Genomic DNA, 16731 nt, shown 5'->3' with positions numbered 1-16731 from the left:
CCGCCAGCTCTAAGCAGAGATTCCTGGATTGGCCAACGGACGGATGTTCCGCTCGATGTTTAGGGCGGCGACGGCGGCGTGGATGGCGCGATCGAGGGTCTGCGTGCCGCCGAAGGTCTGGTGGGCGAGATGATGGGCCTTGAGATCATGCCAGACGACCTCGATGTCGTTGAGCTCTGGTGCGTATTTCGGCAGCCACTCGACGGTGAGCCAATGCTTGCGGGCCTCGATCGCGGCCAGAGAGAGCTTGCTGAGGTGGATCGGCCCGTTGTCCTCGACCAGTACGACCGGCGTCGTCGCTCGTCCCGGTTTGGGGGCGTACAGGCGATCAAGCTGCTCGAGGTGAGCGAGGAAGTCGCTGCTGCGCTTGGTCGGGCTCGTATGCACAATGAGCTGGCGGGTGAGGTGGTCGAGCGAGCCGATCATCGCAACTTTCTGGGCTTGGCCTGGCGCCGGCACCCGCAGATCGGCACCACGCTTGGCCCATGCCCGCGCCAGATAGGGATGCGTCAGGGCCTCGCTCTCGTCGCCATAAAGCAGGACGATGTCGCCAGCCTCGGCTTGAGCCTTGCGCAACTGGAGGCGCAATCCCACGCGCTCGATCTGCTCGGCGATCTGGCGGCCTTTCAGCGTGTGTCGAGGTCGCCGCCAGCGGAAGTTTTTTTTCGCAGCGCCTTGGACAGTTGCGACCGGCCGATCTTGATGCCCTCGCGCGCCTCGATCTCAACCATGAGGCGCGCGATTGTCCAGTTGGGCCGGTCGGCAACGGGAGCATCGAGCAGAGGAGTGACGACGCGAAGCGCCGCCTCGGTCTTGACCGGTGCCGGACCCGGCGCGACGGTCGCCTGCAACGCCTCGACGCCGCCGCGGGCGAAATCACTGCGCCAGAGGCGAACCGTATCCTCGCGCACGCCGAAGGCTTCCGCAATGCGCGGGCTGGTCCAGCCTGATAGCGTCAACAACAGCGCCCGTGCCCGATCCGCCTCGCCGCGGTCGCGTGAACGGGCCAACATGCGCAGTGCCTCACGCTGCTCCGCACCGGCCATCACCGGAGATTTACCTGCCATGCCATACCCCACAAATCACCGCCAAGATGGAATCACACTTGCTATCCGTTGGTCAAGCTGATGGAATCTGCTTAGTTTGGCAAGCGAATGTTCCTTTGCCAGGCGCACCGCTCGCAAGAAACGGCCATCGACCTCGTGCCGCGGCTTCTCTACGCCGCGGGCAAGGAGGGCCGCCGTGTGGCAGTCTTCCACCAGAGCCGACGCGGCGCCTCTGTATTCAGCCCCGTCCGCGATCCGCCTCTCCAGCTTGTCGAGCTCGCCGAGCCTCCGGGCGTCTTCCGGCTCGACCTTAAGAACCGTCTTTTCAGCGCCCTTTCCCACGCCCAAAATATCAGCGGCTATATCGGCGCTGTCGCCCTCGAAAACTTTCTCAAGTATCCAGGTCCGATCGAGGATGGTCACGGGGATTCCGTGCGCAGCCTCCAGGTCGTCTTGAATCCTGGCGCTGTCCTTGGCCGGAGCGAACCTGCTCGTGATGAAGATGATCTTCGGGTACGACCGCCCTGTTCCGGCGATCGATGCGACATCTGATTTGACCTTCGCCTTCCAGTCCTTCTTTGCGCTGAACGCGAAGGCCCAGCGCTGATCGGCGGCCTCGATATCCGGCAGCCACCAGCGGAGCGCGACGCTTCTGGACGCCGGATGAGTTTCGGCGTCGGTCTTTCCATCGCCGCCGCCGATCGGTCCCGTCTGAGGTCGGAGGTTGGGAGAGATGAATTTTTCCGCGAGCCTCTTTGCGAAGGATTCGAAAACTCCCTCGTCCTTGCGACTCGTCAAGGATTCGAGGTGGTAGGACAGCGTTTCACGGTCGAACACCGGGGTCGACCGGACGGTTGTATCCGAGAAGAGGTGCGGTCGCCTCTGCCGCATGTATGCGGAAGGCGTAAAGACTTGTTCCTGCTGCGATTCATCGGAGAGGTCGGACATGCCCGATGTTATCGCAAAGCAGGAGATCTGCGCCATGATGGGCCCCGTCATCCCCAACTTTGTCAATGCTGCTTGAGCCGTTCACGCAGGCATTGTCCGATAGGCTATGATTCCCGATTTTCAAGCTGAGCACCAGTTCACACACACGCGTCCGGAACTCTCGAAAATATCCCTCGCGCATCGCGCCTAGGTAAGGATGACGATCCCCAGGGCGGGCTTCGCCATACGTTGCGATATGACCGAACACCGTGAGCGGATCCCCGTCAGCCGCTGCAATGTTTTCCCGGTTCTCCGGCGGGGCAAAAAAATAATCGGCTCCTAACAAAATCAAGCAAGGATCAGCCCCTATCGTTACGGATTTGCGCCGCCCCGTTACGGGCCGCGCCCCCTCTGTCTTTACGCAAACCACACGTCGGTCGACAGCAGGACGAACAACTTGGACAAGGACAACTACACCGCGAATCGGCTATGATTTCTGAAGAGACCTCCAGCGAGAAAACTAATGTACCTTTCAAGGACCACGATCGAAAATTTCAGGAACTTTCGAGGCCTGGACGTTTCGCTGGCCGGCAACGTCGTTATCGTCGGCGAGAACCGTGTCGGGAAGTAGAACCTGCTTTATGGTCTACGGTTGATATTCGATCCATCGCTGCCGGACAGCGCGCGGGAGTTGTCCCTCGGCGACTTCTGGGATGGTCTGGAAGGACTCGACGAGGAAAGCCGAATCCTTGTCTCCGTTGAAATCAAGGACTTCGAGGCCGACCCGGACGTTCTCGCCGTCCTGACGGATTTCCGTGTGCCTGGAGACCCCTGCACGGTCGCGCTGACATACGAATACAGGACGCGCCCAGGCCTCGGGCGGGCACCGACGAGCGAGAAGGACTTCCAGTTTGCGTGCTACGGCGGCAGGGATCCGACAAGGAAGTTCGGCCACGACGTCCGGAGCAGGATTTCCATGGATGTCCTTCCCGCCCTTCGGGACGCGGAAGGAGACCTTGCCGTCTGGAGGCGCTCTCCCGGCCGTTGATCGAGACAGCGTTCAGCACGATCGACCGTGAGGAACTCCAGGAAGTCGCCGACCAGATTGGCGCGGCAACCTCCAGCCTGATGGAATTCGAGCCTGTTTCCGTGCTCGAGGAGGACATAGCGAAGTCTTTCCGAGCCATGAGTGGCGAGCGGCAGGACGTCGAACCGACGCTCGGTTTCTCAGGCATGGGCTAGAAAACCCGTCCGATCTCGTTGAGGTAGTCGATGTGTCCTGCTTCAGATGAGCGACATTGCCGAACCCCTCGGCCATCCGGTCGATCCTGTGATCTACTTCTTCGTCATCCAAATCGAAATTCTCCGCAACTGGTAAAACTATCAGTAGTGACATGCGGGATGCCTCCCCGGAAATGACCATGCCCGAAGGAACAAATTAGACACTCCTGATGTTCTCCGCAGCAGGAGGCCACCATGACAGTCGAAGCCGCAAAATTTTCAGTGAGCCACCCAGACCGTCAACTTACCTGCCAGGAGGCGGTCGAACGCGATCTGCTGGAGATCATCGACAAAGCGAATATGCACGGCTGGGGCACGGTCGAGACAATGGACGCAATAGAGGACGTTCTGAGAAACCTTCGCCTCGCCTATTCGGAAGATCCAGACCCGGCAGAAGAGCCAATCATAGATGCCCGCCTGTTTTTGCACCTGCATCCGACTGATGAGGGTTAGGTGACCGCGCATGACGTATTACGCCTGGACAATCAAGTATCGCGGTCGCGAGGACATCAAGCACGTCACAACGCTCGCGGGGCTATACGACGTGCTGCGCGCCCTTGAGCTTCCGGGCTGGCGCCACCCGAGTTCCTGATGCCGGGTGGCGAAATCTCCGACCATGGGGACTATACCCACAATGAAGGTGGGAGCGATGAGCTGCAGCCCGCTGGAATACTGATCCAGCGCTGCCCGCGTAGCGGAGTCAAGGCGGCCAAAATGAGGAATATATTCCCTCGGTTTTAGCAGATTCACAGATTAGCGAGGCAAATCAAAATGGTAGCGTTCGACGCCAAGTGGGCCCTCCTGTTGAAAAAATTTCGATCGGCGAGTTTGAGAGGGGACTGCTCGTGTCGTCTCCCAGGCCGTCTCAGCCATCCATCGAGACAGTCAGCCCTCCACCGCTCAATCTCCTTGACGAGGACGAACCGGCGAACGCGATGGACACGGGTTGGCGGGCCGGGCCTTCGAGTATCGACCCATCTTTGATTTTGGTGGATTTAGGTGACGCGACTGCCGGAACTTCGGACGTCCGCTCCGATTTATCCGCAAGCCTGACTATGCTGGAGGACTTCGGTGCAAGCGAACCCGCAGAACAAGATGAAGGACTGGTTCCAGTCGCTGGAGGCAGTCCATCCCGTTGAGATGCTAGGACTTTGGAAAGGCGTCGGCATCCCTTCTGGACATCCTTTGGACGGCGTGCTGGAAAACCTTGGGTGGTTCGGCAAGCGTTTCCACGCCGACATGCGGGTGGACGCCTTGCTCTTCCAATGGCGGCCCGGACCGCTTGTAGCGATCGATCCCCGCTACGTCCCCATCAGGCTGGTGATCAAGGCGGCGCCGCTGGGACGAACGGGTCTTGCTCGGAACATGTTCTCGCACCTTCAGAAGGCATTCCGCGCAAAAGGTACGACAGCTTCGATAATGCTCCAAACATTCGAACAAGTCGCGAGCGCGGCAATGGTCTACGACAAACAGCCCATCGTGGACCATTTCCGGCGTGTGAGTGATGACGAACTGGTCGGGATGATGTGCGTGCACGACGACCCGCGCCGGTATTTCTTCAAGCTCCGGCGAGTTTCATCTGGTAACCATGCACTGGAAGGCGTCCAAACCTGACGATCCAGAGACGCTCAGGGGAAGTCGATGGCGAACCCGAATAGACGGAGCCAAAGGCAGACAGGGCTCCGTACTATTCCGGTTCAGACCGATAGTCGGCCCGGATCACGGAAAGCGGGTTCTCGGCCTGGTGTAGGATTTCCGCAAACAATCCTAACCAGCACCCTCAACACCGAAATTTCAGCTAAACCATCATCAGGACCATCAAGAAATGACCGCCTCGCCTTCCTTTCTCGGCTTTCCCGATCGCCTCGCCGATGGCCACATGCCCCGTGCGGTCATCTTCGGAGCAGGTCACGGCAGCACCTATCCCGGCAAGGACAGCAGTGGCTATGCCTTTGCCGCCGACGCCATCCGCGTTGCGAGCCAGGACGACGCCGCGCTCGTCGAACACTGGGATTTCGATCTCGGCGGCCCGCTGTTCGACGGCAAGCCGGTCTCATGCATCGACGCCGGCGACATCCCGACCACCATGCATGACAATGCCGGCAACCGGGCCTGGATCGACGCGAAGACGCGCGAGGTCCTGGCATTGCCGGCTGTACCAATCCTGCTCGGCGGCGACTGTTCCGTGACTATTCCCTTCCTCGCCGGCTTTGCGGATCACGGACCGGTTTGGATCCTGCAGATCGACGCCCATATCGACTGGCGCGACGAGGTGCATGGCGAACGCTACGGCTATTCGAGCCCGATGCGCCGGGCGAGCGAGATGGCGCATGTCGCCGGCATCGTGCAGGTCGGCCTCCGTAGCGTCGGCAGCGCGCGCCTCACCGACATCGAAGCGGCGCGGCACTATGGCAGCCGCTTCGTGACCGCCCGCGAGGTTCACGCCCAGGGCGTCGAAGCCGCACTCCGGCATATTCCGGAAGGAGCACGGATCGTCGTCACCCTCGACTGCGACGGCCTCGATCCCGGCATCATGCCGGGCGTGGCGGCGCGTACGCCCGGCGGCCTCACCTACACGCAGGTGATCGACCTGATCGCGGGCCTCGGTAGGCGGGCCAGGATCGCCGGATTCGACCTTGTCGAGCTCTATCCTCCCGCCGATATTGACGGCCTGTCGGCCCTGACCGCCGCGCGCTTTCTCGCCAATGTGATCGGCACCATCGTCCGGCAGGTTTGAAACCCGGCTTCCTCTCCTAGCATGATGGCCCGACAAGGTTCTATCCGCTGCCGAGAGGATACTTTCAACCTTCTTCGCCGAGAACCGGCCGCCGGGGCGAGAAGGACCTCCATTCCGATGTCGGAACAGCGGTGAATGAGAAGTCCCGCGCGACGGACCGGCATCGACGGCGCTAGCGTCTCAGTGCGGGCGGGGCACGAGCCCGCCCGTCTCCGGGAAAATGTTCCCCGGAAGGATGCCGAATCACTCGCTCAACGCTAGAAGATGGACAAGACCAACCGGGACACCGCCTTGAAGACCATCGCCATTGATTTCGAAACCGCCAACGAGCAGCGTGGCAGCGCCTGTTCTGTCGGTCTGGCCTGGATCGAGGATGGCCGGGTCGCGCGGGTCGAGGAGCGGCTGATCCGTCCCAAGAACATGCGCTTTTCATCCTTCAACATTGCCATCCACGGCATCTGCCCGGAGCATGTAGAGGATGCCGGTGAGTTTCCCGAGGTGATGGATGAGTTCGCCGAGGACTTTCGCGGCGCCACCATGATCGCCCACAATGCTGCCTTCGATTTCAGCGTCTGGCGCTCCTGTCTCGATCTCTACCGTTTGAGTTACCCCGAACTGTCCTATCTCTGCTCGGTGAAGATGGCGCAAAGGGTCTGGCCGGATCTCGGATCACACAAGCTTAACATCTTGGCCAGTCATCTCGGCCTGAGCTTCAAGCATCACAATGCCGCCGAGGACGCAGCAATCTGTGCAGAGGCAGCGATCGCGATGGCCCGGTCTCTTCGCCTTTTGCATGTCCGCGACATTCCGGTAGTGATCGGCATGAGGGCCGGCCGCCTGTTTTCCGGGGGCTACGACGCCTGCACCTGCCGAAAGAAATGACAGGTGTGGCTGGGTGTCGAACACCAGGTCCTTTCCAACACCCCAAAGACCTGATAGTTCTCGATTTGTTCTGCAGGCCGTTCGGAGGCGCGTGCGCTCCTTCTGAGCAAAACTATAGATGCCAGAGGTGTTGGGGGAATGGGAGTGACATCGACATATCTCGAGAAACTGAACGAGCCGCAGCGCAGTGCTGTCGTACACGGGGTGACGCAAGTCGGTAGCCACATCGGGCCCCCTCTCCTGATCATTGCGGGTGCCGGTTCGGGAAAGACCAATACGCTGGCGCACCGCGCGGCCCACCTTATCGTCAATGGTGCCGATCCTCGTCGCATCCTGCTGATGACGTTCTCCCGTCGGGCAGCGGCCGAACTGTCGCGAAGGGTCGAGCGCATCTGTCGCCAGGTTCTGAGAGCGAACGCCGCAGTCATGACCGATGCGCTGGCCTGGGCTGGTACGTTCCATGGAATCGGAGCGCGTCTGCTTCGGATCTATGCCGAGCAGATCGGGCTCAATGTCGACTTCACCATCCACGACCGCGAAGACTCTGCCGACCTGATGAATCTGTCCCGTCACGAACTCGGGTTCTCGAAGACTGACACCCGGTTTCCGACGAAAGGAACCTGCCTTTCCATCTACTCGCGGACGGTGAACTCCGAAACTCCACTCCAGGAGGTGCTTCGCAAGCAATACCCTTGGGTCGCCGGATGGGAAGAGGAGTTGAAGCGGCTTTTTGCGGCCTATGTGGACGCCAAACAAGCGCAGAGCGTCCTGGACTACGACGACCTGCTACTCTACTGGGCACAGATGGTCAGCGACCCCGAGCTCGCTGAGGACATCGGCAACCGCTTCGACCACGTGATGGTGGATGAATATCAGGACACCAATCGCCTCCAGTCCTCGGTTCTGTTGGCCTTGAAGCCGGGTGGCCGCGGCCTGACGGTCGTCGGCGATGATGCGCAGTCCATCTATTCATTCCGTGCCGCCACCGTTCGAAACATCCTCGATTTCCCGAAGGAGTTCAGTCCAGCCGCGGAGGTCATCACCCTGGATCGCAACTATCGTTCAACCCAGCCGATTCTTGCCGCGGCCAATGGCGTTATCGACCTGGCACGCGAGCGGTTCACCAAAAACCTCTGGACCGACAGAGAGTCGGCGGAGCGACCGAAGCTGTTGACAGTAAAGGATGAGAACGACCAGGCGAACTACATCGTCGAACAAGTGCTGGAGAACCGCGAAGCCGGCATGACGCTCAAGCAGCAGGCTGTCCTCTTCCGCGCATCCAGCCATAGCGGCCCGCTGGAAGTGGAGCTGACACGCCGAAACATCCCATTCGTCAAATTCGGTGGCCTCAAGTTCCTGGACAGTGCCCATGTGAAGGACATGCTGGCAATTCTGCGGTTCGCTCAGAACCCGCGGGACCGCGTCGCCGGCTTCCGGCTGCTACAGTTTCTCCCCGGCGTCGGATCCCAGACGGCCGCCAGGATTCTCGATGCGATTGCCGCGAACCCGGAGCCGTTGTTTGCGCTACTGGAAATTCCAGCACCACCGCGCGCTGGCGACGATTGGCCGTCTTTGGCGAAGCTTCTTGTGGGTCTAGGAAAGGCGGATGCCGGCTGGCCCGCCGAAATGACCCAGGCGCGCGCGTGGTACGAACCCTATCTTGACCGTATCCATGAAGATGCTGAGACACGAAAAGCGGACCTGCTTCAGCTTGAGCAGATTGCGGCGGGATATCCGAGCCGGGAGCGTTTTCTCACCGAGTTGACGTTGGATCCGCCGGACGCCACGAGTGATCAGGCAGGCGTGCCGCTCCTCGATGAGGACTACCTCATTCTTTCCACTATCCATTCCGCCAAGGGGCAGGAATGGCGGTCGGTTTTTATACTAAACGTCATCGACGGATGCATCCCCTCCGATCTCGGAACCGGCACCACGGATGACATCGAGGAAGAGCGCCGGTTGCTCTACGTCGGCATGACGCGGGCGAAAGACAGCCTGACGCTGATCACGCCGCAACGGTTCTTCACGGGTGGCCAGAACGCGCAGGGTGACCGACATGTCTACGCGTCGCGAACCCGCTTCATTCCAGCGACACTTCTTCAGTTCTTCGAAACGGCAACATGGCCCATTGTGAGCGCGGCCGCCTCCGAACGGAGTGCCCGACAGATCCGTATCGATGTCGCCGCAAGGATGCGGACGATGTGGAAATAGTCCGATGGCCGGTGTCGCACAGGCATGGCTAAATGCTTCGTAAAAAGTCGATTTCCAAGGTAGATCCAAAAGATTTTATCGATCTGGTTGCGCCGACTCAGGAGGTGGCAGACGCCGGCGGCGAAGGATTCCTTCCACAGCTCACGCTGCGGATGCGTGCCCGTCTGCAGGGATTTCCCGATTGGTGGGATTTCGCCGGAGGCAAGGACTCAACAGCTCGACAGGTCGGCAATGCAGTCCCACCGGCCATCGGTCAGGCAATCGGCCTCGCGGTTCGTTCGGCACTCGCAGGAGAACGCTACGACTACTCAAGAATGCTCGAGGCGTCCCGATACCAGCGGCCCGACCCACAGGTTCGCGCATTTGTGTCGGACGCGCCGTCGCTTGAGCCAGATCTCCGCGGTAAAAGATTCGACGCACCGCTACCCTCTTGGCCGAAGAATGAGTTGGATTGCGCTGCTTGTCATCCGCAGGTGACGCAAACTTATAAGTCCAACTCGGCATAGAAAGGCACTGGATCGCGTCACAGCCAAGTCGTGTTTCAACTCGAAAACTCGTTAGCATTCCGTCCGCTTGGTCCCATATGACCGCCGATTGCTCAAGGTAGAGCAACGGACTGGGTTATCCTCAAACTGCGAGCCCCGTCCGAATTGCGTACGCAAACGCAGTGCTCTGTGAATAATTCACCGCCCGACTGCAGAGCTCATTGACACCCTTAAAGATTGCGCTACTAAGGATTGCAGTCTACCGCTAATTTAGGAAACGGCCCCTCCTCATAGACGTTGCAGTAGTGATAAAGTCAAAGTACGTAGTTGAAGCATATGAAAAACGACAACACTCCGCTATTTCTTAGGATGGCAGACGACATAGAGGATAGACGATTCAAAAGGCTCTACCAATTATACTTTAACTACTTCGGCTTGACATTCTACGCGGTGTACGGTGCTTCGCTACTTCTACCAAGATTTGTTTTTGACATTAATTCAGCTTCAAATATTATGTCATTCATACCAAAGTTTAGTGTAGAAATTGCCAATTTTCAAAATTATCCAGCACAGGATATTAGGTATTATATATCATTCAGCTTTATGCTGTATGTAATCACCATTGTCGCCGTTCTTTTTTCCGCGGTCGCAAACATCAAAATAGGATTGGGCTACCCTTTTTCTTTTGCTCAGTCGCGCGAAGTCCGGTTCCGACATTTTATCCTTCCTTTGTTTGTAGCCATCACGTTCTTATTCTTCATTCCTCTGCCCGTTTGGATGGACGGCCGAAGAGGGGAGCTGTTACGGAATCCACTCTACATGCCGCTGATCAACGCGGCGCTATTGGGACTGGTTACAATGACGTGCGCCGCAGCAACTCTGTGCATAGGCCGCGCACGAGCGCGCAAGAAAAGAAATAACGCTGACTAATTAAGTATTGACGAGGAAATTTTATGTCTACTGACAAAAGTGCGGCGCTCCCTGAAACAATCGGAGAATCGACTTTCGGACGAGATTCAAACCGCTAATGCATCAACATGAAAATTGCTGCGACGCACGCCCGTTCCTTCTCGTCGTCGGTCAATGGGCTTCGTTTTCCTGGCGGAAGTCCAGTCGACACCGCTCGCAGTTAATTAAAGGGTGAAAAGGCCCCTCTCCGGGAAGAGAAGGGCCGAATGTTTACGTGCTCAAATACACTGGACTATGCGTGGCATTTCAACTATCGCTAAGATTGCCGTAGTCGTCAAGTGTAATCGCGTAGATTGCAGGACCATTTTGGGGCGAACCGACAATCGGCGAACAGGCACCTTGCAAGAGCGGGTGTGACCGAACATGAATTGAGCGAACCTTCAGCTGGTCTGATTCAAAGCAGGCCCAGCGCCACACGAAGGCCCATAAAACGCCTGACCCAAAGGAAATGCATAAAATATGCAAAAAAGACGCCTCCAGTCTCCGCCTTGATCAAGCCATTTTAGGCACCCATTTTCGGTGTGCCTTGAGGAGGGCGCGCGTTTGCGAGAATGAAGGGTTTTCGCACGATGGCGGTTATCGCGACTTTGGGTGCCCGTTGCCGATGACCGGATACGATCAGAATTACCGGCAGGCTGATTCCTGCAAATCTCAACCGATGCATCGTCATATCACCGGAAACTCGGAAGGATAAAGTCAGTGGGACGTTTTCTGGACATGTCTTCGGCCTCCATCGGCATCAATTTGAGTTGGAAATTTCGAGGCGCGCATTGAGAAGGCCATTGACCGGTTGTTGAAAAACGCGGTCGGGATCGTTCCTGTGATGAGGAAGCATGAACAAACTCGGCGTAGCATGGGTGATGTTTACCGGTCTGCACCGCTTTTCAGCGACATGACGAGCGTCATAGGGTTGGCGGGGGATGCGATAAAGCCATAGTGCTCATAGAAGGCCTTAGCTTCTTCGGAGATCGCGTGGACCAGAAGGCCGCGAATACCCATGATGTGGGCCGCCTGTGCGGTACGCAGCACAGCGTCTTGCAACAGCGCCGCTCCGATTCCTTTTCCCTGCCAGTTGCGATCGATGGCCAGACGGCCGAGCACGGCCATGGGAATAGGGTCCGGCATGTTGCGCCGGATCGGCCCCGGCGCGTCCACAACTGCAAGGGCCCCCGATGACAGACAATAATAACCGACAACGCGCTCGCCCTCGCAAACCACATAGGTTCTCGATGCGCCGCTGACCTGATTGGCCCGCGCCCGACGGCGCAACCATTCATTGAGACTGTCATGCCCGCTGTCGAACAGCTGGAGATCGTACGCTTCGCCGAGAAGCGTTGGTGCTGAAAACATTACGGCTGCCAGGGTTTGGGAGCGTTCATCAACCGTTCGAAGCCTTCACCGCTCGGCGGCTGGTCGAGCACGGAGAGATAGTGTTTATAGCTGTCAGGATCGATCTGCACCAATGTCTGGTCTAGAAGCGCGTCTTCGGCGGCACGACGCGAAGCGTCGATCATGAAATCCGAACGGGTTTTTCCGTGGGCCTTGGCGGCACGGTCGATCAGGACGCGAACGTCCTCACGGACCCTCAAATTGACGGCGCGGGTATGGGTATCGGTGGCGTTTTTGCTGGTCATGGCATCTTCCTTCAGGGCCAATATACCACAAACGCATACACAATGTGTATCTATTTCTTGCGGTATTGCAGGCTGATGTCCCTAAGTCGCCCTTTCAGCTCCTTTTGGACATGAGCGCTGATCACCGTCGAGACGAATGAGTTCGGTGTCAGCCCGGGTGAGATTTCGGCGCGGATGCCCAGAAACTGCGGTCGCCTAGCCGGTCTCTGAGAGAAACGACTTGTCCCAATCTACCACATGCGCGCTGAAACTTATCAATTTACTATTTCACGCCGATCCCGAACATGCCGTCCATCTCGGCGCGCACGCGCGCATCCCGTACCGTAACGACGAAATTACCGGTTTGCCCCCAGAGCGGCACTTTACCGGTTTCCGCAGCGGTCAGCCGTGCCAGCATGCAGCCGGGCGCGCCGATCCGGCCAAAATGTCGGCCTCACCCTTGCTCGAACGTAGAGCGAGATTATGCGCCTTTTCGCGAAGCGGCGGTGCGGTTTCGATGTCGCCTGTTATCATCGCGCTGTGATGCCGTTCGGTCTGGTCACGATAGAAGGACAAAGCCTCTTCCACCACACCGGGAGAGGTTGAAATATTCGAACCGTTTGGAAACATCCCACAAGGTATCGCATCGGGATACAAGGAGCGGCCACGTAGTCTCGTGGCAGCGGCGTGACGTCAATCTGCCGCCCGACCCCACTCTAAAGTTAATGGCAGTCGCGATCCGTTGGGTTATCTATACGATCCCGACGTTGGTTCAAGCCCGATCCTGCAGTCGCCGGAGACGGGGCCCGTTATGTGGATGCGTGGTGAACCGGTAGAACAGCCACGCCCTCTTGCCGCCCCGCCTAGCGGCCGACGGCAGTTAGCATGGTGACGGGCAAGGATCAATTGATGTCGGGTCGCGTGCGGCGTGCCGCTGAGGCATTGAAGCGCCGGTCGAAGGGCCGGCGCCGTTGCGGGACAGGGCTACAGCCATCCAACGCTCAGGCTATCGCTTAGGCAGCAGGTTCCGGCCGGCGTTCCGGATCGTCAGAGCCGAATCCGCCATCTGCGCAACAAGCCCAGCTGCCATCGCGCCGTTGAGGGCCTCAGTGTATTCCGCCCCTTCGAGCCCATGCTTTTTGGCATGACTTTCGACCGCGCCGCGTGTCGCGGTTGGCGAAACGCCCCACCTGGTATTGTGGAAAGCGTTGACGATGATTTGGTACTTGTCGTCGAGGTTCATGGTGGCACTCCGGTGGGTTTTCTTGGTGCTACCAGTAAGCTGGCTAAGTAGATAGGTCTGTTTGCGTGGCGAGCGCTGCTCAAGAGGATGGCAACCCATCATTTCTTCGTCTGCGCGATGGCTGTCCCTGCTTTTGATGCGCCTGCGAGCTCGCGAGCCATTTTTGCTTGCCAGGATCAGCCGTCGTGCACGCCCAATGTTGAGCAGAGCTGAGAGCGTGCTCTCTGCAGCGAGAGCATGGCAACATCCACAGAAGTCTCGAGAAAACGCCTGGGGACCGAGCTCCGTTTGCAACAACGAAAGCAGGGAAACGAGGGCGTCCAATGACAAGAACGATCCGGTTATCCAAACCATCAGCTGGCATCTGTCGGTAATTTACACGCAGGACGTTTGTGTCGAGACTGCTTTTTTGATTGTCCATCGTTGTGATTTAACGATCGGCCAAGACCGCTTTGTCCGGAGTTTGATGGATGCTGGAATACGCTGGGAGTATGCCGGCGAACCAGCGAAGTTAGAAGAGAAAAAGACCGATGATCAGGCGTCGTGACCCGCAGCTTTCAACGCTGCCGCTAAGGTGTTGAGAGGAATCACAAGCGTCAGGGGCGACTCGATAAGCGGTAACGCGCCGTAAGTTTTGTACCACTCGGCAACCCTGTCGTTTTTGGCGTCGATCGCCATGACCACGCCGCCGACTTCGGACGCCGCACGCAGGCATCGCTTGCCGGCTGCGAGCAAAAGCTGACCGCCCATACCTTGCCCTTGCCGTTGTTTATCTACGGCCAAACGCGTCAGTCGAAACCCCGGCAATTCATGACGGGCAAGCCCTCGCTTTACACTTTCCGGTACTTTGTCTGGATCGATCGATGTGGGCGCCAGGCTATAGAAGCCGTAGATCGTTTTGCCGTCTGATTCGTCTATCGCAAGGAAGGTTTTTGAGCCGCCCTGCTCGTGGCTTTGTCGCGCAAAGCGCTGTAGGAAATCGTTGAGATCGGCATCACCACAGTCGAAAGATTTGCGATCGTGCTGTTTGGCGATCGGCTCCTCACGCCAAGCCGTCATATTGATTTCGGCAACGCGCGAGCAGCAGCGAGCAGTTTCGCATTCGGCGCAGGAGGATTTTCCAATAGTTCGAGGATGCGCAGGTAATCCCGCTCCGAGACTTTGATCGTTTCGGCTTCTTCGATTACCGCTTCTGCTTCCCGCAGTGCGGATTGCGTCACGAAATTCGTCAGGTCCGTATTGCTAAGCGCAGCGGCGCGCACCAGCTTGGCTTTTGCAGCTGCTGGGATCCGCAGGCTCATACGCTCACTATTCTCATTTGCTACGCTCGGCATGTCAGCCTCCATCTATCCTTGGAGTATACGCAATATTGTTTAGATTGTCGATGGTTGTGCGTCTTCAAGGCGTACATTGCTAATCGTCATAGCGGCGGTAGAATTTGCGACGCGGAAGGCCGCTAATATCGACGGCTGGACGGCCGGAGCCACCGGACTTCTGCATCCGCAGGCGCTTAAGCGAATGCTTCTTTTCTCGTTAAGGGACGAAGCTGCGATAGTCAAAACGTCTTCGTACGGTTCCGGAAACTCTGCTTCGGAAACCGTGCTGACATCTCGGTCAAGCACGACCAGTCGACCCTATCGACCAGATTGCGTCTGAAACCGCATCCGGAGCATCGATCGATGGCACGTGCCCTGCCCCGGCAATAATCGCAAAGTCAGCACCCGCTATCTTCTGCGCAGTGGCGGCAACCAGGTTCGGCGGTGTTGATTGATCTGCGCTTCCCACCCGTACCACCGTGGGGAGCGTGACGCGCGCAAGGTGATTTTGAAGATCAGCGTCACGGAGTGCTTTGCACGTGTTGATATAGCCCTGGACGGGTGTGCCCTCAAGCATCCGCCGCCATGCTGCCCAACGCTGCGGATGGCGAACGGCGTATCCAGGCGGGAACCACCGGAAAAGAACGTGTTCGCTGATCGAGGCAAGGCCACCGTGCTCAACGGCCCCAATGCGCTCGTTCCAGCTCTCTACAGTCCCGATCTTCGCCGCCGTGTCGAGGAGGACGAGACCGGAAATCCGGTCTGGATGTCGATCTGCGACCAGCATCGCGATCATGCCACCCACTGAAACACCGCAGAGACAGACGACCCGCCAGCCGATGTGGTCGAGAAGGCCAACCAGATCTTCGCCCAGTTGCGCGATAGAGTACGGCTCCTCAGTCACCTCGGACAGCCCGTGCCCGCGCTGGTCGAAAAACAGCATTTCACACCTGTCTCTCAACCGCTCCTCTACCTCGCCCCAAATGCGCATATCCGAGCCAAGAGAGTTGGCAAAGACGATCGGCGGCCGGCCGGACCGCCCCGCGACACGATAATGCAGGCAAGCTCCATTGACTGTGGCAAAGGGCATTTCACTAAGAGCCTTGGCTTGTCATCCGCGCTATGAAGGTCCTCCACCCGGGTGCGTCGTCGCGCCGCTGCGTCAAGCCATCAATCCCGCAATCGAAGACGATCCCGCGCTCGGCAAGACCCATGTTGATGCCATGCTGGATAAGCAGGTGGACGGCATCATCGCGACAGGCAAGCGGATCGACAGCTCTCTCCCGATCGACCCCGCTGGCCTGCCGGTGCCCGTCGTCTACGTTGTCACGACGGGAACACCTGATAGCGTGACGTTCGCCGCCGACGACGGGCAGGGCGCCGAACTTGCGACCTCATGGCTGAAGGAGGCCGGGCGCAAGCGTCTGGTTCACATCACCGGTCCACCGCCTTCTCCGACGGTCTGCGCATGGAAGTCGGATAGAAGCACAATATTTGCGTCACCTGTTGCAGCCGAGCTCTGCGACCATCACTGATCCCGGCTATCGCCAGCAGATGGACAATCTCGCCAAACAGATGACCTTCCTGCAGGGCCCAGATATCGCAGACACAATCCTCTTCGCATTGGAGCGCCGGATCACGTCAACGTCGCTGACCTCTTCCTGCGGCCGGTCGAGCAGGCCTTTAAGGCCCAGTCGCTGCATTTTGGGCGGTCTTGCTGCCAAAAGCACGAGGCAAGGCTCAATTTGGCTCGGCATTGGGTCGAAGGGCAGGCGCGGCTGTTGGGGGCCTGGGCGCTGGACCGCGGCTCGAGCGGCGTTTCAGCCTCGTTGCGACGGCTGATATCGACCCTTCACGGACCTTGCCTTGGAGGGGATCTCCGGACCTTCATCGGGTCGACATCGCCGCTTGTAAGTGGACGTTGAGTGGAACCGGAATCGTTGATGACCCAGAGCGGCCTGTGGTAATGGCCGCGCCTGCCAAAGCCGATTGCCTGCACATATGTACCGACAGTCGCCCAT

General features: G+C 58.5%; 19 protein-coding genes and 2 pseudogenes. 11 read left to right on the top strand and 10 right to left on the bottom strand.

What is annotated here, in order from left to right; genetic code table 11:
* Positions 1-9: 9 nt before the first annotated feature.
* The 3 genes from ACSQ3F_RS22580 to ACSQ3F_RS22570 are packed head-to-tail and all read right to left on the bottom strand — an operon-like array spanning position 10 to position 2030.
* Positions 10-615 carry an IS630 family transposase gene (locus tag ACSQ3F_RS22580; RefSeq protein ID WP_436102132.1) on the bottom strand — a complete coding sequence of 202 codons (606 nt, stop codon included), beginning with the start codon at positions 613-615 and terminating at the stop codon, positions 10-12.
* Positions 616-626: 11 nt separating this feature from the next.
* A complete protein-coding gene (locus ACSQ3F_RS22575) occupies positions 627-1067 on the bottom strand; it encodes a helix-turn-helix domain-containing protein (RefSeq protein WP_436100471.1) in 441 nt (146 codons plus the stop codon).
* A 15-nt stretch (positions 1068-1082) separates the two neighbouring features.
* The gene (locus ACSQ3F_RS22570) at positions 1083-2030 is read right to left on the bottom strand and encodes a hypothetical protein (protein WP_436102466.1); all 948 of its coding nucleotides are present in this window, start codon (positions 2028-2030) and stop codon (positions 1083-1085) included.
* A gap of 595 nt (positions 2031-2625) precedes the next feature.
* On the opposite strand from ACSQ3F_RS22570, the gene ACSQ3F_RS22565 reads away from it, so the two are divergent.
* From ACSQ3F_RS22565 to ACSQ3F_RS22525, 9 genes are all read left to right on the top strand, one after another.
* The gene (locus tag ACSQ3F_RS22565) at positions 2626-3021 is read left to right on the top strand and encodes a hypothetical protein (protein WP_436102465.1); all 396 of its coding nucleotides are present in this window, start codon (positions 2626-2628) and stop codon (positions 3019-3021) included.
* Positions 3018-3215: a hypothetical protein gene (locus ACSQ3F_RS22560; protein ID WP_436102464.1), complete on the top strand. Its 198-nt coding sequence runs from the start codon at positions 3018-3020 to the stop codon at positions 3213-3215. The genes ACSQ3F_RS22565 and ACSQ3F_RS22560 overlap by 4 nt, the downstream gene beginning before the upstream one ends.
* 234 nt (positions 3216-3449) lie before the next feature.
* Positions 3450-3707 (top strand): hypothetical protein, encoded by a 258-nt coding sequence (locus tag ACSQ3F_RS22555; RefSeq protein ID WP_436102463.1) that lies wholly within the window; start codon positions 3450-3452, stop codon positions 3705-3707.
* A gap of 10 nt (positions 3708-3717) precedes the next feature.
* Positions 3718-3846, top strand: a complete 129-nt coding sequence (locus ACSQ3F_RS22550; protein WP_436102462.1) for a hypothetical protein — start codon at positions 3718-3720, stop codon at positions 3844-3846.
* Between the two features lie 503 nt (positions 3847-4349).
* Entirely contained in the window at positions 4350-4868 is a 519-nt protein-coding gene (locus ACSQ3F_RS22545) for a GXWXG domain-containing protein (protein WP_436102830.1), read from the top strand.
* Positions 4869-5079: 211 nt separating this feature from the next.
* On the top strand, positions 5080-5991 hold the full coding sequence (locus tag ACSQ3F_RS22540; protein WP_436102461.1) for an agmatinase: 912 nt from the start codon (positions 5080-5082) through the stop codon (positions 5989-5991).
* Positions 5992-6282: 291 nt separating this feature from the next.
* Positions 6283-6873, top strand: coding sequence for a 3'-5' exonuclease (locus tag ACSQ3F_RS22535; protein WP_436102829.1), 591 nt, complete (start codon positions 6283-6285; stop codon positions 6871-6873).
* A gap of 138 nt (positions 6874-7011) precedes the next feature.
* Entirely contained in the window at positions 7012-9084 is a 2073-nt protein-coding gene (locus ACSQ3F_RS22530; RefSeq protein WP_436102460.1) for an ATP-dependent helicase, read from the top strand.
* A 32-nt stretch (positions 9085-9116) separates the two neighbouring features.
* Positions 9117-9590: a DNA cytosine methyltransferase gene (locus ACSQ3F_RS22525; protein ID WP_436102459.1), complete on the top strand. Its 474-nt coding sequence runs from the start codon at positions 9117-9119 to the stop codon at positions 9588-9590.
* A gap of 1812 nt (positions 9591-11402) precedes the next feature.
* On the opposite strand, the gene ACSQ3F_RS22520 is transcribed toward ACSQ3F_RS22525, so the two are convergent.
* The 7 genes from ACSQ3F_RS22520 to pcaD all read right to left on the bottom strand — a co-directional run bounded on the left by ACSQ3F_RS22520 (position 11403) and on the right by pcaD (position 15800).
* Positions 11403-11888 (bottom strand): GNAT family N-acetyltransferase, encoded by a 486-nt coding sequence (locus ACSQ3F_RS22520; RefSeq protein ID WP_436102458.1) that lies wholly within the window; start codon positions 11886-11888, stop codon positions 11403-11405.
* Positions 11888-12172 (bottom strand): DUF1778 domain-containing protein, encoded by a 285-nt coding sequence (locus ACSQ3F_RS22515; RefSeq protein WP_436102457.1) that lies wholly within the window; start codon positions 12170-12172, stop codon positions 11888-11890. The genes ACSQ3F_RS22520 and ACSQ3F_RS22515 overlap by 1 nt, the downstream gene beginning before the upstream one ends.
* Positions 12173-12434: 262 nt before the next feature.
* Complete coding sequence (locus tag ACSQ3F_RS22510) at positions 12435-12569, bottom strand: hypothetical protein (protein WP_436102456.1); 135 nt, start codon at positions 12567-12569, stop codon at positions 12435-12437.
* Between the two features lie 588 nt (positions 12570-13157).
* On the bottom strand, positions 13158-13394 hold the full coding sequence (locus tag ACSQ3F_RS22505; protein WP_436102455.1) for a hypothetical protein: 237 nt from the start codon (positions 13392-13394) through the stop codon (positions 13158-13160).
* A gap of 534 nt (positions 13395-13928) precedes the next feature.
* Positions 13929-14453 (bottom strand): GNAT family N-acetyltransferase, encoded by a 525-nt coding sequence (locus tag ACSQ3F_RS22500; protein WP_436102454.1) that lies wholly within the window; start codon positions 14451-14453, stop codon positions 13929-13931.
* The gene (locus tag ACSQ3F_RS22495; RefSeq protein WP_436102453.1) at positions 14450-14728 is read right to left on the bottom strand and encodes a DUF1778 domain-containing protein; all 279 of its coding nucleotides are present in this window, start codon (positions 14726-14728) and stop codon (positions 14450-14452) included. The genes ACSQ3F_RS22500 and ACSQ3F_RS22495 overlap by 4 nt, the downstream gene beginning before the upstream one ends.
* A gap of 280 nt (positions 14729-15008) precedes the next feature.
* Complete coding sequence (gene pcaD, locus ACSQ3F_RS22490) at positions 15009-15800, bottom strand: 3-oxoadipate enol-lactonase (protein WP_436102452.1); 792 nt, start codon at positions 15798-15800, stop codon at positions 15009-15011.
* Positions 15801-15888: 88 nt separating this feature from the next.
* Between pcaD and ACSQ3F_RS22485 the strand changes: the two are divergent.
* Together ACSQ3F_RS22485 and ACSQ3F_RS22480 are read left to right on the top strand one after the other, a co-directional pair.
* Positions 15889-16155: pseudogene (locus tag ACSQ3F_RS22485) on the top strand (LacI family transcriptional regulator); the annotation flags it as partial.
* A pseudogene (locus tag ACSQ3F_RS22480) lies at positions 16146-16395 on the top strand (oxidoreductase); the annotation flags it as partial. The pseudogenes ACSQ3F_RS22485 and ACSQ3F_RS22480, both read left to right, overlap by 10 nt.
* Positions 16396-16731: the final 336 nt, after the last annotated feature.

This window comes from Pararhizobium sp. LjRoot238 (genome assembly GCF_964252955.1).
In the GTDB taxonomy this organism is placed as follows: Bacteria; Pseudomonadota; Alphaproteobacteria; order Rhizobiales; family Rhizobiaceae; genus Pararhizobium.
Note: the sequence above shows the minus strand (reverse complement) of the source record. Positions and strands in the feature narration are given on the sequence as shown.